Source organism: Roseicyclus persicicus (genome assembly GCF_012395815.1).
GTDB classification, from domain to species: Bacteria; Pseudomonadota; Alphaproteobacteria; order Rhodobacterales; family Rhodobacteraceae; genus Roseicyclus; species Roseicyclus persicicus.
Genome location: NZ_JAAZQQ010000006.1, coordinates 240,129 through 254,838, shown reverse-complemented (window position 1 = coordinate 254,838; position 14,710 = coordinate 240,129). Strand labels below are relative to the sequence as shown.

The 14,710-nt window shown below is 70.5% G+C and carries 15 protein-coding genes and 1 pseudogene; 8 read left to right on the top strand and 8 right to left on the bottom strand.

Annotated features, from left to right (window positions below):
* The first annotated feature begins 90 nt into the window (after window positions 1-90).
* The gene (locus HCU73_RS16590) at window positions 91-1,602 is read left to right on the top strand and encodes a PucC family protein (RefSeq protein WP_168624596.1); all 1,512 of its coding nucleotides are present in this window, start codon (window positions 91-93) and stop codon (window positions 1,600-1,602) included.
* On the top strand, window positions 1,574-2,251 hold the full coding sequence (locus tag HCU73_RS16585) for a hypothetical protein (protein ID WP_168624595.1): 678 nt from the start codon (window positions 1,574-1,576) through the stop codon (window positions 2,249-2,251). The genes HCU73_RS16590 and HCU73_RS16585 overlap by 29 nt, the downstream gene beginning before the upstream one ends.
* Before the next feature lie 73 nt (window positions 2,252-2,324).
* On the opposite strand, the gene msrA is transcribed toward HCU73_RS16585, so the two are convergent.
* From msrA to mepK, 3 genes are all read right to left on the bottom strand, one after another.
* Window positions 2,325-2,834 carry a peptide-methionine (S)-S-oxide reductase MsrA gene (gene msrA, locus HCU73_RS16580; protein ID WP_168624594.1) on the bottom strand — a complete coding sequence of 170 codons (510 nt, stop codon included), beginning with the start codon at window positions 2,832-2,834 and terminating at the stop codon, window positions 2,325-2,327.
* Complete coding sequence (gene msrB, locus HCU73_RS16575; RefSeq protein WP_168624593.1) at window positions 2,831-3,280, bottom strand: peptide-methionine (R)-S-oxide reductase MsrB; 450 nt, start codon at window positions 3,278-3,280, stop codon at window positions 2,831-2,833. Before msrB ends, msrA begins: the two co-directional genes overlap by 4 nt.
* A 139-nt stretch (window positions 3,281-3,419) precedes the next feature.
* On the bottom strand, window positions 3,420-3,980 hold the full coding sequence (gene mepK / locus HCU73_RS16570) for a peptidoglycan L,D-endopeptidase MepK (RefSeq protein ID WP_168624592.1): 561 nt from the start codon (window positions 3,978-3,980) through the stop codon (window positions 3,420-3,422).
* 407 nt (window positions 3,981-4,387) lie between these two features.
* On the opposite strand from mepK, the gene HCU73_RS16565 reads away from it, so the two are divergent.
* The 5 genes from HCU73_RS16565 (at window position 4,388) to HCU73_RS16545 (ending at window position 9,213) form a co-directional block, all read left to right on the top strand.
* Window positions 4,388-5,986 carry a L,D-transpeptidase family protein gene (locus tag HCU73_RS16565; RefSeq protein ID WP_168624591.1) on the top strand — a complete coding sequence of 533 codons (1,599 nt, stop codon included), beginning with the start codon at window positions 4,388-4,390 and terminating at the stop codon, window positions 5,984-5,986.
* A 38-nt stretch (window positions 5,987-6,024) separates the two neighbouring features.
* A complete protein-coding gene (gene lpxD / locus HCU73_RS16560; protein ID WP_168624590.1) occupies window positions 6,025-7,122 on the top strand; it encodes a UDP-3-O-(3-hydroxymyristoyl)glucosamine N-acyltransferase in 1,098 nt (365 codons plus the stop codon).
* Window positions 7,123-7,180: 58 nt separating this feature from the next.
* Window positions 7,181-7,450 carry an acyl carrier protein gene (locus tag HCU73_RS16555; RefSeq protein WP_168624589.1) on the top strand — a complete coding sequence of 90 codons (270 nt, stop codon included), beginning with the start codon at window positions 7,181-7,183 and terminating at the stop codon, window positions 7,448-7,450.
* A 6-nt stretch (window positions 7,451-7,456) separates the two neighbouring features.
* On the top strand, window positions 7,457-8,668 hold the full coding sequence (locus HCU73_RS16550; RefSeq protein WP_168624588.1) for a beta-ketoacyl-[acyl-carrier-protein] synthase family protein: 1,212 nt from the start codon (window positions 7,457-7,459) through the stop codon (window positions 8,666-8,668).
* 80 nt (window positions 8,669-8,748) lie between these two features.
* On the top strand, window positions 8,749-9,213 hold the full coding sequence (locus HCU73_RS16545) for a hypothetical protein (RefSeq protein ID WP_168624587.1): 465 nt from the start codon (window positions 8,749-8,751) through the stop codon (window positions 9,211-9,213).
* An 82-nt stretch (window positions 9,214-9,295) separates the two neighbouring features.
* Here HCU73_RS16545 and HCU73_RS16540 read toward each other — a convergent pair whose 3' ends face one another.
* On the bottom strand, window positions 9,296-9,949 hold the full coding sequence (locus tag HCU73_RS16540) for an invasion associated locus B family protein (RefSeq protein ID WP_168624586.1): 654 nt from the start codon (window positions 9,947-9,949) through the stop codon (window positions 9,296-9,298).
* Between the two features lie 481 nt (window positions 9,950-10,430).
* Here HCU73_RS16540 and HCU73_RS16535 point away from each other — a divergent pair, with 481 nt between their 5' ends.
* The gene (locus tag HCU73_RS16535; RefSeq protein ID WP_168624585.1) at window positions 10,431-11,990 is read left to right on the top strand and encodes a helicase HerA-like domain-containing protein; all 1,560 of its coding nucleotides are present in this window, start codon (window positions 10,431-10,433) and stop codon (window positions 11,988-11,990) included.
* Window positions 11,991-12,135: 145 nt separating this feature from the next.
* Here HCU73_RS16535 and HCU73_RS18785 read toward each other — a convergent pair.
* The 4 genes and pseudogenes from HCU73_RS18785 to ppk2 all read right to left on the bottom strand — a co-directional run.
* Window positions 12,136-12,240, bottom strand: a pseudogene (locus HCU73_RS18785) (TetR/AcrR family transcriptional regulator); the annotation flags it as partial.
* A gap of 101 nt (window positions 12,241-12,341) precedes the next feature.
* Window positions 12,342-12,956, bottom strand: coding sequence for an outer membrane protein (locus HCU73_RS16525; protein ID WP_168624584.1), 615 nt, complete (start codon window positions 12,954-12,956; stop codon window positions 12,342-12,344).
* Window positions 12,957-13,163: 207 nt separating this feature from the next.
* Complete coding sequence (locus tag HCU73_RS16520) at window positions 13,164-13,781, bottom strand: TetR/AcrR family transcriptional regulator (RefSeq protein ID WP_168624583.1); 618 nt, start codon at window positions 13,779-13,781, stop codon at window positions 13,164-13,166.
* 6 nt (window positions 13,782-13,787) lie between these two features.
* Window positions 13,788-14,678 carry a polyphosphate kinase 2 gene (ppk2, locus tag HCU73_RS16515; protein WP_168624582.1) on the bottom strand — a complete coding sequence of 297 codons (891 nt, stop codon included), beginning with the start codon at window positions 14,676-14,678 and terminating at the stop codon, window positions 13,788-13,790.
* Window positions 14,679-14,710: the final 32 nt, after the last annotated feature.

Here is a 14,710-nt window from a genome sequence, read left to right as displayed (position 1 = left end):
GGGCCGGAGGCGGCGCGTTCCGTGCGCCCCCGGTCCGACCCCGCGCAGCCCCCGCGGCCGCGCGCCCGGACGCCAGATAGACCAGATCCCATGACCGGCCTGCGTGACACCGCGCTTCGCAAGATCCAGGGCATCGCGCCGCGCTTCCTGCCCTTCGCCGACGTCGCCACCGAGGCGGTGCCGCTGTCGCGCCTGCTGCGGCTGTCGCTGTTCCAGGTGACCGTGGGCATGGCGCTGGTGCTGCTGGTCGGCACGCTGAACCGCGTGATGATCGTGGAACTCGGCGTGCCCGCGACGCTGGTCGCGGTGATGATTTCCCTGCCGCTCCTGTTCGCGCCCTTCCGCGCCTTCATCGGCTACCGCTCCGACATCCACAGATCCGCGCTCGGCTGGCGGCGCGTGCCCTACATCTGGAAGGGCACGATGCTGCAGTTCGGCGGCTTCGCGATCATGCCCTTCGCGCTGCTGGTGCTGTCGGGCTTCGAGCAGGCGGCCCATGCGCCGGCCTGGATCGGGCAGGCCTCGGCGGCGCTGGCGTTCCTGCTGGTCGGCGCCGGCGTGCACACGGTGCAGACCGTGGGCCTCGCGCTGGCCACCGATCTCGTCGAGGTCGAGGACCAGCCCAAGGTCGTGGGCCTCATGTATGTCATGCTGCTGGTCGGCATGATCGTGTCGGCGCTGGTGTTCGGCTGGCTTCTCGACCCCTACGCGCCGGGCAAGCTGGTGCAGGTGGTGCAGGGGGCGGCCGTCGTGACCGTGGCGCTGAACATCCTCGCCCTGTGGAAGCAGGAACCCCGCGACCGCGCCCGCGCCAGCCGGGTGGAGACCCACCCCGAGTTCATCGACGCCTGGCGGCTGTTCGTGAAGGGCCGCACGGCGGTGGGCCTGCTGGTCGTCATCGCGCTCGGCACCATGGGCTTCGGCATGGCCGACGTGCTGCTGGAACCCTACGGCGGGCAGGTGCTGGACCTGTCGGTCGCGGTGACCACGCGGCTGACCGCGGTGCTGGCGGGCGGCAGCCTGATCGGCTTCGCCGTCGCCTCCAAGGTGCTGCTCGACGGGGCCGCGCCCGAGCAGGTGGCCTGGTGGGGCACCCTGATCGGCGTGCCGGCCTTCGCGCTCATCATCGCGGCCGGGCCGCTGGGCGAGCCGCCGATGTTCGTGATCGGCACGGCACTGGCGGGCCTCGGCGCGGGCCTGTTCGGGCACGGCACGCTGACGGCCACGATGCGCGCGGCGCCGCGGGCGCAGGTGGGCCTCGCGCTCGGCGCCTGGGGCGCGGTGCAGGCCACGGCGGCAGGCATCGCGGTCGCGCTCGGCGGCATCATACGCGACCTCGTCGTGGCGCTGCCCGGGTCCGAGGCGTTCCGCCCCGAGGCCCCCTATACCCCCGTCTTCGGCCTGGAGCTTGCGCTCCTCGTCGCGGCGCTGGTCGTCCTCGTGGCGGTCAGGCGCAAACAGGCACGACTTTCCCAGACCATGAGCTATAGTCGCAGACAGGATCGACCGGATCTGACCGCTGCACCCAGTGACCCCAGCCCGCGCGAGGCGCGGCCCATCGGAGGAGAGCCCCATGACGACGGTCGTCTCACGGCTTTATGACTCGGTCGACACCGCCACCCGCGTCGCGGACCAGCTGCGCGCGGAGGGCTTTCCCGACAGCACGCTGTCCATCGTGACCAGCGCGGACGCCAAGGCGCTGGCCAAGGCCCGCCTCGGCGAAGGCACCGCGGCGGCCTACCTGCGCGCGATGAAGGACGGGCAGGCGGTGTTCGTCTGCCGCGCGCCCTTCACGCCCTTCGGGGCCGCGCGCGTGGCGATGATGGCCGCCGACAGCGAGCCGGCGATCGCGGTAAGCGGCGCCAACGGCAGCGAGTACATCCGCGAGGAAGCGGATCTCGACATGCACACGCCGCGCATCCTCGAGAACCACCCGCTGATGATGACGCGCGACGACTATGTCGGCTCGGGCTGGGCGAACTGGACCTTCTCGGGCGTGTTCGGCTGGCCGACCTTCTCGCGCCGCCGCGACTACAAGCTCAAGGTGCTGCGCAACCGCTACATGTCGCAGGGCTTCTGGCCGCGGCCGCTGCTCAGCTCCAAGCCGCGCAAGTCGCACGTGATGCCGGGCGGCAAGCTGATCCTGACCTCGGCGCGGTCGGTGTCGGCGCCGACCAAGCGCTCGGTGATGACCGGCCACCCGCGCATCTTCGAGCGCATGGGCTTCCGCAGCCTGTCCGAGCACCGCTGACGCCTCGGGCCCCCGAATTGGAAAGGCCGGGCATCGCGCCCGGCCTTTTTCGTTGGTCTCCCGGCCGATCAGATCACTCGGCCGCGGTCCGCCGGGGCAGGACCCAGCCCTTCCGCGGGTAGTGGCAGGTGTAGCCGTTGGGGAAGCGCTGCAGGTAATCCTGGTGCTCGGGCTCGGCCTCCCAGAAGGGGCCGACCGGCTCCACCTCGGTCACGACCTTGCCCGGCCAGAGGCCCGAGGCCTCCACGTCGGCGATCGTGTCCAGCGCGCAGGCCTTCTGCGCCTCGTCCACGTAGTAGATCGCTGAGCGGTAGGACATGCCGATGTCGTTGCCCTGCCGGTTCCGCGTGGTCGGGTCGTGGATCTGGAAGAAGAACTCCAGGATCTCGCGGTAGCTGATGACCGCGGGGTCGAACAGGATCTCGATCCCCTCGGCATGGGTGCCGTGGTTGCGGTAGGTCGCGTTCGGCACGTCGCCGCCGGTGTAGCCCACGCGGGTGCCCACCACGCCGGGCTTGTGCCGGATCAGCTCCTGCATTCCCCAGAAACAGCCGCCGGCCAGAACGGCCCGTTCGATGCTCATGCGATATCCTCCACCTGGTCGAGATAGGCGCCGTAGCCCTCGGCCTCCATGTCGTCGCGGTGGACGAAGCGGAGCGCCGCGGAATTGATGCAGTAGCGCAGGCCGCCGCGGTCGCGGGGGCCATCGGGGAACACGTGGCCGAGGTGGCTGTCGCCATGGGCCGAGCGCACCTCGGTGCGGATCATGCCGTGGCTGAGGTCGCGCAGCTCGGCGACGTTGGCGGGCTCGATCGGCTTGGTGAAGCTCGGCCAGCCGCAGCCGGACTCATACTTGTCCGACGACGCGAACAGCGGCTCGCCCGACACGATGTCGACGTAGATGCCGGGTTCCTTATTGTAGAGGTAGGTCCCGGTGCCGGGCCGCTCGGTGCCCGAGGCCTGGGTCACGCGATACTGCTCGGGCGTCAGCCGGGCAATCGCGTCGGGGTCCTTGAAATAGCGGGTCATGGGATATCCTGCTTCGTCTCGTGCCGCACAATATGGGGCCGGGGCCTTGCCCTGTCCAACCCTGCGCCGTTCACGAAAAAGCGCCCCGCGGGGGCATCGCGGGGCGCCTGAAAGGGGGTGTGCCGGGGCAGGGCCTGTGTCAGCCGCCCCAGGTGCGGACCGGGCCGCAATCCATGTGCACGAAGTTCGAGCGCGAGTAGCGGCCGACACCGCCGGCGTTGCAGGCGCGGGCGGCCTCGAACACCTGCCCGACCGAGCGCGAGGTGACGCGGACATCGGCGGCCTCGCCCTGCATGTGCAGCGAGTTGCGCGCGACGCCGGAGGACCGGCTGCGCAGCATGGCGTTGGTTTCGGGGCTGCGGTAGCCCGACAGGAGCATGTAGGGCTCGGAGGTGTCCAGCAGGCCGTGGGCGGCCGTCAGGATGTCAATGGTGCGGGCGTCGATGCTGTGGACGGCATCGTTGCGCCAGTCGCGCATGAAGTAGGTGATTTCCTCGAGCGCCGGGGCGATGTATTCGCCCTCGATCCAGTAGATCATGTCGATGCTTTCGCCGGCGCGGCCGTTGTACATGCGGATCCGGCGAACATCGCCCGCGCCGCGCAGCAGGCCCGTGGCATTTGCCATCACGGGAGCCGCAGCCACGGCAGTCGCAGCGAACGCGCGCAGAAGCGCACGACGCGAAAACGTCATTTCAGTCATTGATCAGGTTGCCCCATGTCTTGCCCGTTCCATCAAGCCGCGGCCCCGTTTCCCGGAGCCTTGTCGTGCGTGCTGTCCCCACAGGCGCTGTGTGAGGAATGACACAAACGACATAAATCTGGAAGAGGCCGTTGTCGTCCTTGTGCATAAGCCCCGGATTTCGGCGAATTTCCGCCGCTTGCGGCGGCCGTCGCCGGCCAAATCCCGCGCCGCGGCGGGCGGGGCGGGGGCCGTGCGACCACCGCGGCGCGGGTGCAACAGGGCGGCAAAACCTCCGTTGCGATCTGGAAGATACCGGAAAACACTTGCGAAAATGTGAATGGACAGCGCGCGATTCCCCGCGCACCCTGCCTCACGGACGCGTGAGTGCCCGAATTTCAGACATGCCTGATCGAGGACGTTTCAAAATGCCCCTTCGTATCGCCCGCCTCTCGCTCGTGGCCGCCGCGCTCGCGCTGGCGCCCGTCGCGGTGACGCTGGTCGCCCCCGCCCCGGCCGAGGCGCAGGCCTTCTCGACGCTGCGCCAGTCCATCGCAGAGGCCGCGGCCGCAGACGAGGCGCTGGTGGCCTTCTACCGCGACCGCGATTTCGAGCCGGTCTGGACCGTGTCCGAGGCCGCCGACCGCCGCGCCGCGCTGATCCGCGCGCTGGAGGAGGCGGGCAACCACGGCCTTCCGGTGGCCAGCTACGGCATCGAGGGGCTGCGCGCGGCCTTCCGCGCGGCGACCAACCCCTGGGCACGCGGGCAGGCCGACGTGATGGCGAGCCGCATCTTCCTGCAATACGCGCAGGACGTGCACGGCGGCTTCCTCGACCCCTCGGCGATCATCCCCGACATCTTCCAGGACCAGCCGCACCGCGACCCCTACGCGCTGATGACGGAGTTCCTGGACAGCAACCCGCACCGCTTCATGGCCGACCTGCCGCCGCAGAGCCCGGGCTACGTCCGCCTGATGCGGATGAAGTTCGAGCTGGAGGAGCTGGCGGCCAACGGCGGCTACGGCCCGACCGTGCAGGCCGGCAGCCTGCGCCCCGGCGACACCGGCCCCGCGGTCGTGCAGCTGCGCAACCGGCTGATGCGGATGGGCTACCTGGAGCGGTCGGCCACGGCGGAATACGACAGCCGGCTGCAGGCGGCCGTGGTCGCCTTCCAGGCCAGCAACGGCATCTCGGCCGACGGGATCGCCGGCGCCGACACCATCGCGGCGGTGAACCGCTCGGTCGAGGACCACTGGAACGAGGTGGTGCTGGCGATGGAGCGGCACCGCTGGCTGAACGACGGGCAGGTCCATGACCGGCTGATCTTCGTCAACCTGACCGATTTCCGCACCCGCGTGATCGACGACGGCGAGGTCACTTTCGAGACCCGCTCGGTGATCGGCGCCCGCGACCGCCAGACGCCCGAGTTCTCGGACGAGATGGAGCACATGGTCATCAACCCGTCCTGGTGGGTGCCGCGCTCGATCGCGATGCGCAGCTACATCCCCAACATCCTGGCGGGCGGCGGCACCTACCTGCAGCTAATGGCGAACGGCCGGCCGGTGAACCCCGCCAGCGTCGACATGAGCCGCTACACCGTGTCGAACTTCCCCTTCGACCTGCGCCAGCCCCCGGGGCCGCGCAACGCGCTGGGGACGGTCAAGTTCATGTTCCCCAACCGCCACGCCATCTACCTGCACGACACGCCCGAGCAGCACCTGATGGACCGCGAGGTGCGGGCCTATTCCTCGGGCTGCATCCGCCTCGCCGACCCGCACGAGTTCGCCTATCACCTGCTCGCCCGCCAGACCGACGACCCGGTCGGGCTGTTCCAGGGCATCCTGGCCACGGGCAACGAGACGCAGGTGGACCTCGAGACCTACATCCCGGTGCACCTCGTCTACTGGACGGCCTGGGTGGAATCGGACGGGCGCCTGCAGACGCGGGCCGACATCTACGGGCGCAACGCCATCCTCAGCCGCGCGATCCAGCAGGCCGGGGTGGTCATGCCCGAGGCATCCAGCTAAGGCTGTCCCCCGCGAGAGGCATCTCAAGGGGGGCGGCCATGCCGGGCCACAGCATCAGGGACATCGCGGCGGCGCTCGGGGTGGAGCCCCTGGGCGACGCAGACCTCGTTGTGACGGGCGTGGCCGAGCCGCGCCACGCCGGCCCCGCCGACCTCGCCATGGCGATGAGCCCGAAATACGCCGACCAGCTGGCCGAGGGGCAGGCCCGCGCCGCCGTGCTTGGCGCCGGCATGGACTGGCAGGCGCTGGGGCTGCGGGCCGCGCTGGTCGTCGCCCGCCCGCGGCTGGCCATGGCGGGCGTGACGCGCGCGCTGGACCCGGGGCCGCAGATCGCGCCGGGCATCCACCCGACCGCGGTGATCGACCCTGCGGCGCAGGTCGGCATCGGGGCGGCCATCGGCCCCTTCGTGGTGATCGGCCCCGGCGCGCGCATCGGCGCGCGGGCGCGGATCGCGAGCCATGTCTCCATCGCCGAGGGCGCCCATCTGGGCGACGACGCGCTGATCCTGCAGGGCGCCCGCATCGGTGCGCGGGTGGTGATCGGCGACCGGGCTATCCTGCACCCCAATTGCGTGATCGGCGCCGACGGCTTCAGCTTCGTCACCCCCGAGACCAGCCAGGTGGAACGCACCCGCGCCAGCCTCGGCCGCGCCGACGCCGCCGTGACCCCGCAAAGCTGGACCCGCATCCATTCGCTCGGCTCCGTCCGCATCGGCCACGACGTGGAGATCGGGGCGAACGCCACCGTCGACCGGGGCACCGTGGCCGACACCGTGATCGGCGACGGCAGCAAGCTCGACAACATGGTCCATGTCGGCCACAACTGCCGGATCGGGCGCGACTGCCTGCTGTGCGGGCAGGTCGGCATCGCCGGGTCGGTCAAGGTCGGCGACCGCGTGGTGCTGGGCGGGCAGACCGGCGTGGCGGACAATCTCGAGATCGGATCGGACGTGGTGACGGGGGCCTCGACCATCATCCTGTCGACCGTCCCGCCCGGCCGGGCGCTGCTGGGCTACCCCGCCGTGCGCATGGAAACGCAGGTCGAGATGTACAAGGGCCTCCGCCGCCTCCCGCGGCTGGCGCAGGCTGTCGCGGAGCTGCAGAAAGCCGTTTTCAAGTCGGATGAGACGCCGTAAGTGACCCGCGGGGTCAACACACCGTAAGTGACCGGCAAACGAGAGCGGGGTTGAGGCCATGGCCGACAGTGTCAGGGACAAGGTGATCGCGATCATCGCCGAGCAGGCGGTGCTGGAGCCCGGCGACGTGGCGCCCGAGGCCACGCTGGAGGATCTCGGCATCGACAGCCTCGGCCTCGTCGAGTCGATCTTCGCCATCGAGGAAGCCTTCGACATCCAGGTCCCCTTCAACGCCAACGAGCCCGAGGCGAGCGAGTTCGACATCTCGTCGGTCGCCGCCATCATCGCGGCGGTCGAGGCGCTGGTGGCCGAGCAGAAGGGCGCCTGAGCCCCCATGCGCCGCGTCGTCATCACCGGGCAGGGCACGATCAACGCGCTGGGGCATGACGTGCCGCAGACGCTCGAGGCGATGCGCGAGGGCCGCTGCGGCATCGCCGAGCTGGAGCTGCGCGACCTCGACCGGCTGAGCGTCAGGATAGGCGGGCAGGTCAAGAACTACGACCCCGAGGCGCTGTTCAACCGCCAGCAGATCGCGCTCTACGACCGCTTCACCCAGTTCACGCTGATCGCCGCGCACCAGGCGCTGGACGCCTCGGGCCTGACCTTCGCGGGCGAGCTGTCGGTGCGCTCGGGCGTGGTGCTGGGCACCGCGGGCGGCGGCGTGAACACCTGGGACGAGAATTACCGCACCGTCTACGAGGAGGGGAAGAACCGCGTCCATCCCTTCGTCGTGCCGAAGCTGATGAACAACGCGGCGGCCAGCCACGTGTCGATGGAGTGGAACCTCAAAGGGCCGTCCTTCTCCGTCGCCACCGCCTGCGCGTCCTCGAACCACGCCATGGGCCTCGCCTTCCAGCTGATCCGCGGCGGCGCGGCCGACGTGATGGTCACGGGCGGCTCCGAGGCGATGCTGTCCTTCGGCGGCGTCAAGGCCTGGGAGGGGCTGCGCGTCATGTCCAAGGACGCCTGCCGCCCCTTCAGCGCCAACCGCAACGGGATGGTGCAGGGCGAGGGCGCGGCGGTGTTCATCTTCGAGGAATACGAGCACGCGAAGAAACGCGGGGCCGACATCCTTGCCGAGGTGGTGGGCTTCGCCATGACCTCGGACGCGGCCGACATCGTGATGCCGTCGAAACAGGGCGCCGCGCGCACCATCTCGGGCGCGCTCAAGGACGCCCGGCTGAACCCCTCGGACGTGTGCTACATCAACGCCCACGGCACCGGGACGGCGGCCAACGACAAGGTGGAATGCGCGGCCGTGGCCGATGCCTTCGGCCACCACGCCGACGACCTGATGATCTCGTCCACCAAGTCGATGCACGGCCACCTGATCGGCGGCACCGGAGCGGTGGAACTGCTCGCCTGCATCATGGCGCTGCGCGACGGGATCATCGCGCCGACGATCGGCTACGAGGAACCCGACCCCGAATGCGCGCTGGACGTGGTGCCGAACGTGGCCCGCGAGGCGAGGGTCGAGGCCTGCCTGTCCAACGCCTTCGCCTTCGGCGGCTTCAACGCCGTGATCGCGCTCCGCCGCGCCCCCTGACGGCCCGCGCCGCCGCTGGACGGGCCCGGCCGCGCCGCGCTAGGCTGGCGGCCTCCGTCCAGCATCGGTTCGGGGACGCCATGGCCGACCTCCGCCTCGCCACGCACCTCGCCGCGCCGCCCGCCGCGGTGGCGGCCGCGCTGCGCCGCCCCGCGACGCTGGTGCAGGTGTCGCGCCCGCTGCTGGAGATCCGGCCGGTCGATCCGCCGCGCTTTCCCGAGGTCTGGGCCGCCGGCGACCATCTGGTCACGATGCGGCTGTTCGGCGTGCTGCCGCTGGGCCGGCAGGTCATCTCGGTCAGTTTCCCCGCGCCCCCGCCGGGCGGCTTCGCGCTCCACGACGCGGGGCATGGCGGGCTGGCGCGGGTCTGGGACCACCGCATCACCGTGCTGCCCGAGGGCGACGGCAGCCGCTACACCGACGCCATCCGCATCGAGGCGGGGTGGCTGACGCCGCTGGTGGCGGGCTTCGCGCGGGTGTTCTACCGGCACCGGCAGGCGCGGCTGCGCCGGATGGCGGCGGCGGGGTTCCCCGGCGGGGCGTGACGGGCCGGGCCCGCGCGGAAGGAAAAGGCCCGCGCCGGGGGACGGTGCGGGCCTGTTGTCCGGGACGGCGAGGTGCGGCCGGTCAGTCGCTGGCGGCGCCTTCGCCCGCGCCCTGCGCCGCGCGCAGCTGCTCGAACAGGGCGATGGCGGCCTCGTTGCGGGCCTCGAGCGCCGCGAAACCGGCGGTGAAGCCGCTGAGCGAGGCGGTCAGCTGCACCACCTGGTCGGGCGCCGGCAGCGGCACCAGCGCGACGTTGGCGCTGCCGCCCGCGCGCAGCGCGTCGACGTTCGCCGCGGTCAGGCCGAGCCGGGCAAAGCAGCCGATCTGCTGGCAGAAGGCGAAGGGATACTCCGACCACTGGCCGTCATCCACCCGCACCCGGATGCCCGGCGTCAGCAGCGTGTCGAGCGGCGTCACGATGGTGGCGCCCGCGATCACCTGACCCTCGTCGGGCAGGTCGAACACGTTGAATTCGGCCACCGGGCCGCCGTTCTGGTCGACCAGCAGCTGGTACAGCTGGCAGGGTTCGGGCTGGCCTTCCTCGGCGCGGATGCAGCGGATCTCCCAGTCGCCGTGGGTCTCGGCGACATAGGTCTGGCCGACCGGCGTCTGACCCACGGGCAGGCCATCCTCCTCGGTCACCGGCGCCTCGGTCGCGGTCTGCGCGAGGGCGGCGACGGGCAGGGCGGTCAGCCCGGCGATCAGGCCGGCACGGAGGACGATCTGAAACGACATGCGAGGGGTCTCCTTTCGCGGTCTTGTCTCGGCGGTTCGCTACCATGTCGGCGCGGCGCTGTCAGGGGCAAAATCGGCGCCGCGCCGGGCCACCGGCACCGCCTTGCCGGTCGGCGGGGTCGGCGCCGGGCCGGGCGAGGGTGCGCCGCGCCGGGGTCCGGCACGGGCCTGCGCGGGGCCGCCGCAGGCCAAAAAGCGAAAGGGCCCGGAGACCGGACCCTTTGCATCTTTTTTTCTCTCCCTGTCGGACTGGCCGACTTTCTGGGGGGACGCTATGACACGCGATCCCATCCGTCAACAGCCCAAATCGCGGCGCTCCGGGCTTTTTGCCGGGGGCGGAAAGAACCGCGCCCGGGTCGGGCGCGGCCAGTTGACAGGGAGGAAGTCCGCGCCGGCCAAGGGAGCGGCCGGCGCCGGTACACTCTGGCGCAGGAAGGTTAACAATGTATTGTTCCCAGACGGGAATTGTGCGGAGGCAGGCATGGACGAGGGCATCTTCATCGGCGGCGGCGGCGAGGACTACGCGGTGCCGCAGCAGCTTCTGCTGAAATACGCCAACCGGCACGGGCTGATCGCGGGGGCGACCGGCACCGGCAAGACGGTGACGCTGCAGATCCTCGCCGAAAGCTTCTCGGCCCGGGGCGTGCCGGTGTTCCTGTCCGACGTGAAGGGCGACCTCGCGGGGCTCGCGCAGGCGGGCAGCCCCGAGGGCAAGCTGCACGGCCCGTTCACCGAGCGCGCGGCGAAGATCGGATTTGCCGATTTCGCCTATCGCGCCTTCCCGGTCACCTTCTGGGACCTCTACGGCGCGCAGGGCCACCCGATCCGCACCACCGTGTCCGAGATGGGGCCGCTCCTGCTCGCCCGTCTCCTCGAACTGACCGAGGCGCAGGAGGGCGTGCTGAACATCGCCTTCCGCGTCGCCGACGAGGAGGGGATGGCGCTTCTGGACCTCAAGGACCTGCAGGCGCTCCTGACCTTCGTGGGCGAGGCGCGGGCCGCGCTCTCCTTGCGCTACGGCAACGTGGCCCCGGCCTCGATCGGCGCGATCCAGCGCCGGCTCCTCGTGCTGGAGGGGCAAGGCGGCGACCGCCTGTTCGGGGAACCGGCGCTCGACCTCGCCGACCTGTTCCTGACCGACGCCAGCGGCGCGGGCCGCGTCAACATCCTCGCCGCCGACCGCCTGATGCAGTCGCCGCGGCTCTACGCGACCTTCCTCCTCTGGCTCCTGTCCGAGCTCTTCGAGGAACTCCCCGAGGTGGGCGACCCCGACAAGCCCAAGCTGGTCTTCTTCTTCGACGAGGCGCACCTGCTGTTCGACGACGCCCCCAAGGCGCTGGTCGACAAGGTGGAACAGGTCGCCCGCCTGATCCGGTCCAAGGGCGTCGGCGTCTACTTCGTCACCCAGAACCCCGCCGACGTTCCCGAGGACATCCTCGGCCAGCTCGGCAACCGGGTGCAGCACGCGCTGCGCGCCTTCACCGCCAAGGACCGGCAGGACCTGCGGCAGGCCGCGATGACCTACCGCGACAACCCGCGCTTCGTGATCGAGGACGCGATCCGCGAGGTCGGCACCGGCGAGGCCGTGACCTCGATGCTGGAGCGCAAGGGCGCGCCGGGTGTCGCGGAACGCACGCTGATCCGGCCGCCCTCGTCGCATCTGGGCCCGATCGCGGAGGCGACCCGCGCCGCGCTGATCGGCATGTCGCCGCTGGCGGGCAAGTACGATACGCTCCTCGACCGCGAAAGCGCCTTCGAGATCCTGCAGGCCCGCGCCGCCGACGCCGCCCGCGAGGCCGCCGAGGCGGAGCGCGCCGAGGAAAGGGCCGCCGAGGAGGAGCGCGAGTTCAAGGCCGCCCGCCGCTACAGCGGCAGCCGCACGGGGAGCACGCAGCCCGCACCGACGACGCGGCGGTCCTCCTCCTCCCGCTCGGACTCGGTCGGCGAGGCTTTCGCGAAAAGCTTCGCCCGCCAGCTCGGCACCCAGTCGGGCCGCGCCATCGTCCGGGGTGTTCTCGGCGGCCTGTTTCGGAGCCGCTAAGCCCTCATCTTTGCTTCTAAAATACTCCGGGGGTCGCCATTGGCGCGCCATTGGTCCGAGCGACAATGGCGACGGGGTGAAACCCCCGACCGCGCCGCGCACGCGGCGCGCCCGCCCGCTACGCCAATGGCGGCGCAAACCCTTTTCAGGAATCCGGCGGGATGAGCCCCAGCCCCCGGAGGTATATCCCGATCCCCGCCTTGAGCAGGTCTTCGGACGGGAAGGGCACGTTCGCCCCGGGCTGGCCGCGCGCGACGTCGCGGATGCACGGCCGGCTCTGACACGTCCTTGCGAAAAGGAAACGGGCGGCCGTAAGCCGCCCGCCCGATCAATCCGTCTCCTTGGCGCAGCCTAGAAGCGCACGCCGAGCCGCAGCGCAACCGTATCGATTTCGACGTCCAGTTCAAATCCATTCGCGCCCGAGACGTCCCGGCGAGCCACCTCGATGCCGCCGAAGAAGCGTTCGGTGATCATCACGTCGACGCCGAGGCCGTAGACCACCCCGTCCATCTCGAAGATTGTCCCGCCATTGCTTAACTCGGTTTCCGCATAGCCGACGAATCCGTAGAACAGCGCCCGGTTCAGCGCCATCCCGACGCGGCCGCGCAGTTCGGTGCTATCGCTCTGGATGGAAATCGGGAAGCCCACGTAGGGGGTGTCGAACGACGTGATGTTCAGTTCGCCACCGAAGACGAGGTTGTTGGCCGTCTGCCAGTTGTAGCCGACGAAGCCACCGCCGGCGCCCGTGCCGACCAGATCCGGAAGCTGGGTGGGAACCGCGGAGTTCCTGGTGATGCCGCCCGACACCTCGCCGTAGCTCAGACCGGCGTAGAAGCCGCCCCAGTTGTAGACCGGCGCCGCCGGCGTGACGGCGGGCGGCGGAGTGGTGGTCGGAGCTACGCCCCCAGCGATTGCTGTCGTCGCCGAGGCGACGGTCAAAGTGGCGGCGAGAAGGAGATTGCGCATGTGGTCCTCGCGACAACTGATTGGCAACGCCAATGGAGAATAGCGTAACGTTATCCGGGCGGCGCGATGCTTCAACGAATGATTCCGCGGATCGATCTTTTCGCGGGAATTGTCACAAAAATGATGCATCGCGGCCCGCGCCGTTTCCTCGACCGGCGAGGGATCCACGGCGGCCGATGGGGGCGGCGCGCGTCGAGGCCGGGCGCCTCAGCTGTCCGGCCGGATCAGCCCCAGCCCGCGCAGGTAGATCCCGATCCCCGCTTCCAGCAGGTCCTCGGGCGGAAACGGCGCGTTCGCCCCGGGACGCCCGCGCGCGAACAGCTCCACCACCCCGTGGCTCATCGCCCAGATATGGGCCGAGAACATCGCCGGCGGCGGCCGCCGGTCGGGGGGCAGTTGCTGCGACAGCGCCTCGGCGGCCCGTTCCAGCACCGCCCGCGACTTGCCCGCCGCCGCCGCCAGCTCGGGCGTGGCGTTCACCGAGGTGCCGCTTTCGAACATCGCCATGTAATGGCCGGGATATCTCCGCGCAAAGGCGAGGTAGGCCCGCCCCGTCGCCTCGAAGGCCGCCAGCGCCGAGGGCTGGCCGTCGGCATAGGCATGGGCCATCAGCTCGGCAAAGATCTCGTGCCCCTGCCGCGCGCATTCCGCGATCAGCTCGTCGCGCCCCTCGAAATGGCGGTAGACGGCCGCCGGCGTCACGCCGGCGTTCTTGGCGGCCTCGGACAGGGTGAAGCCCGTCGGCCCCTTCTCCTCGATCAGCTCCAGCGCCGCGTCGACCAGCGCCTGCCTGAGGTTGCCGTGATGGTAGCCGCGTTTCTGCATCGCCGCTCAGCCGGCCGCGGGCGCGGTGTGGTCGGTCCACATCTCGGGCCCGCCGCAGATGGCGGGGTCGGGCCGGCCGACCACGGCGAGGTCCTTGCCGTCATAGTCGACGTCGCACAGGATCGCCCGGATCACCGCCAGCCGCGCCCGGCGCTTGTCGTCCGACCGGATCACCGTCCAGGGCGCGTGGGCGGTGTGCCCCAGCGCCAGCGTCTCGGAGATGGCGTCGGAGTAGGCGTCCCATTTCTTCAGCCCCTCGACGTCGATCGCCGACAGCTTCCACTGCTTGAGCGGGTCGCTTTCGCGGTCGAGGAACCGGCGCAGCTGCTCGGCCCGGCCGACGTTGAGCCAGATCTTGGTCAGCCGGATGCCGTCGTCGACCAGCATCTGCTCGTAGTCGGGCAGCTGGCGGAAGAAGGTCCGCCGTTCCTCGGGCGTGCAGAAGCCGAACACATGCTCGACCACGCCGCGGTTGTACCAGCTTCGGTCGAACAGCCGGATCTCGCCGCGGGCGGGCAGGTGGTGGATGTAGCGCTGGAAATACCACTGCGCGGCCTCGCGCTCGGTCGGTTTCTGCAGCGCCACCACGCCCGCGACCCGCGGGTTCAGGTTCTGGCGCACCCGCGCGATGCAGCCGCCCTTGCCGGCGGCGTCGCGGCCCTCGAACACCACGGCGATGCGCTGGCGGCTGTCGCGGACCCAGGCGTGGAACTTGACCAGCTCGATCTGCAGCGCGGCCAGCTGGTCCTCGTAGTCGTCCTTGTCCATCCGGTGGCGGTAGGGAAAGGACGCACTCAGCACGCTGTCCTTCTTCGCGTCGCGGATGGCGGTGCGCACGTCCTCGGGCGCCCCGGTCTCGTAGAAGGCGGTGATCGCGCCGTCGAAGGGTTTGGACATGCCGCTCGGCCCCGTCATGTTATGGCCCTTCA

Excerpts from the sequence above, each read along its gene's own strand:
- HCU73_RS16590 (WP_168624596.1), top strand. The coding sequence starts at position 91 with ATGACCGGCCTGCGTGACACCGCGCTTCGCAAGATCCAGGGCATCGCG.
- HCU73_RS16585 (WP_168624595.1), top strand. The coding sequence starts at position 1,574 with ATGACGACGGTCGTCTCACGGCTTTATGACTCGGTCGACACCGCCACC.
- msrA (WP_168624594.1), bottom strand. The coding sequence starts at position 2,834 with ATGAGCATCGAACGGGCCGTTCTGGCCGGCGGCTGTTTCTGGGGAATG.
- msrB (WP_168624593.1), bottom strand. The coding sequence starts at position 3,280 with ATGACCCGCTATTTCAAGGACCCCGACGCGATTGCCCGGCTGACGCCC.
- mepK (WP_168624592.1), bottom strand. The coding sequence starts at position 3,980 with ATGACTGAAATGACGTTTTCGCGTCGTGCGCTTCTGCGCGCGTTCGCT.
- HCU73_RS16565 (WP_168624591.1), top strand. The coding sequence starts at position 4,388 with ATGCCCCTTCGTATCGCCCGCCTCTCGCTCGTGGCCGCCGCGCTCGCG.
- lpxD (WP_168624590.1), top strand. The coding sequence starts at position 6,025 with ATGCCGGGCCACAGCATCAGGGACATCGCGGCGGCGCTCGGGGTGGAG.
- HCU73_RS16555 (WP_168624589.1), top strand. The coding sequence starts at position 7,181 with ATGGCCGACAGTGTCAGGGACAAGGTGATCGCGATCATCGCCGAGCAG.
- HCU73_RS16550 (WP_168624588.1), top strand. The coding sequence starts at position 7,457 with ATGCGCCGCGTCGTCATCACCGGGCAGGGCACGATCAACGCGCTGGGG.
- HCU73_RS16545 (WP_168624587.1), top strand. The coding sequence starts at position 8,749 with ATGGCCGACCTCCGCCTCGCCACGCACCTCGCCGCGCCGCCCGCCGCG.
- HCU73_RS16540 (WP_168624586.1), bottom strand. The coding sequence starts at position 9,949 with ATGTCGTTTCAGATCGTCCTCCGTGCCGGCCTGATCGCCGGGCTGACC.
- HCU73_RS16535 (WP_168624585.1), top strand. The coding sequence starts at position 10,431 with ATGGACGAGGGCATCTTCATCGGCGGCGGCGGCGAGGACTACGCGGTG.
- HCU73_RS16525 (WP_168624584.1), bottom strand. The coding sequence starts at position 12,956 with ATGCGCAATCTCCTTCTCGCCGCCACTTTGACCGTCGCCTCGGCGACG.
- HCU73_RS16520 (WP_168624583.1), bottom strand. The coding sequence starts at position 13,781 with ATGCAGAAACGCGGCTACCATCACGGCAACCTCAGGCAGGCGCTGGTC.
- ppk2 (WP_168624582.1), bottom strand. The coding sequence starts at position 14,678 with ATGTCCAAACCCTTCGACGGCGCGATCACCGCCTTCTACGAGACCGGG.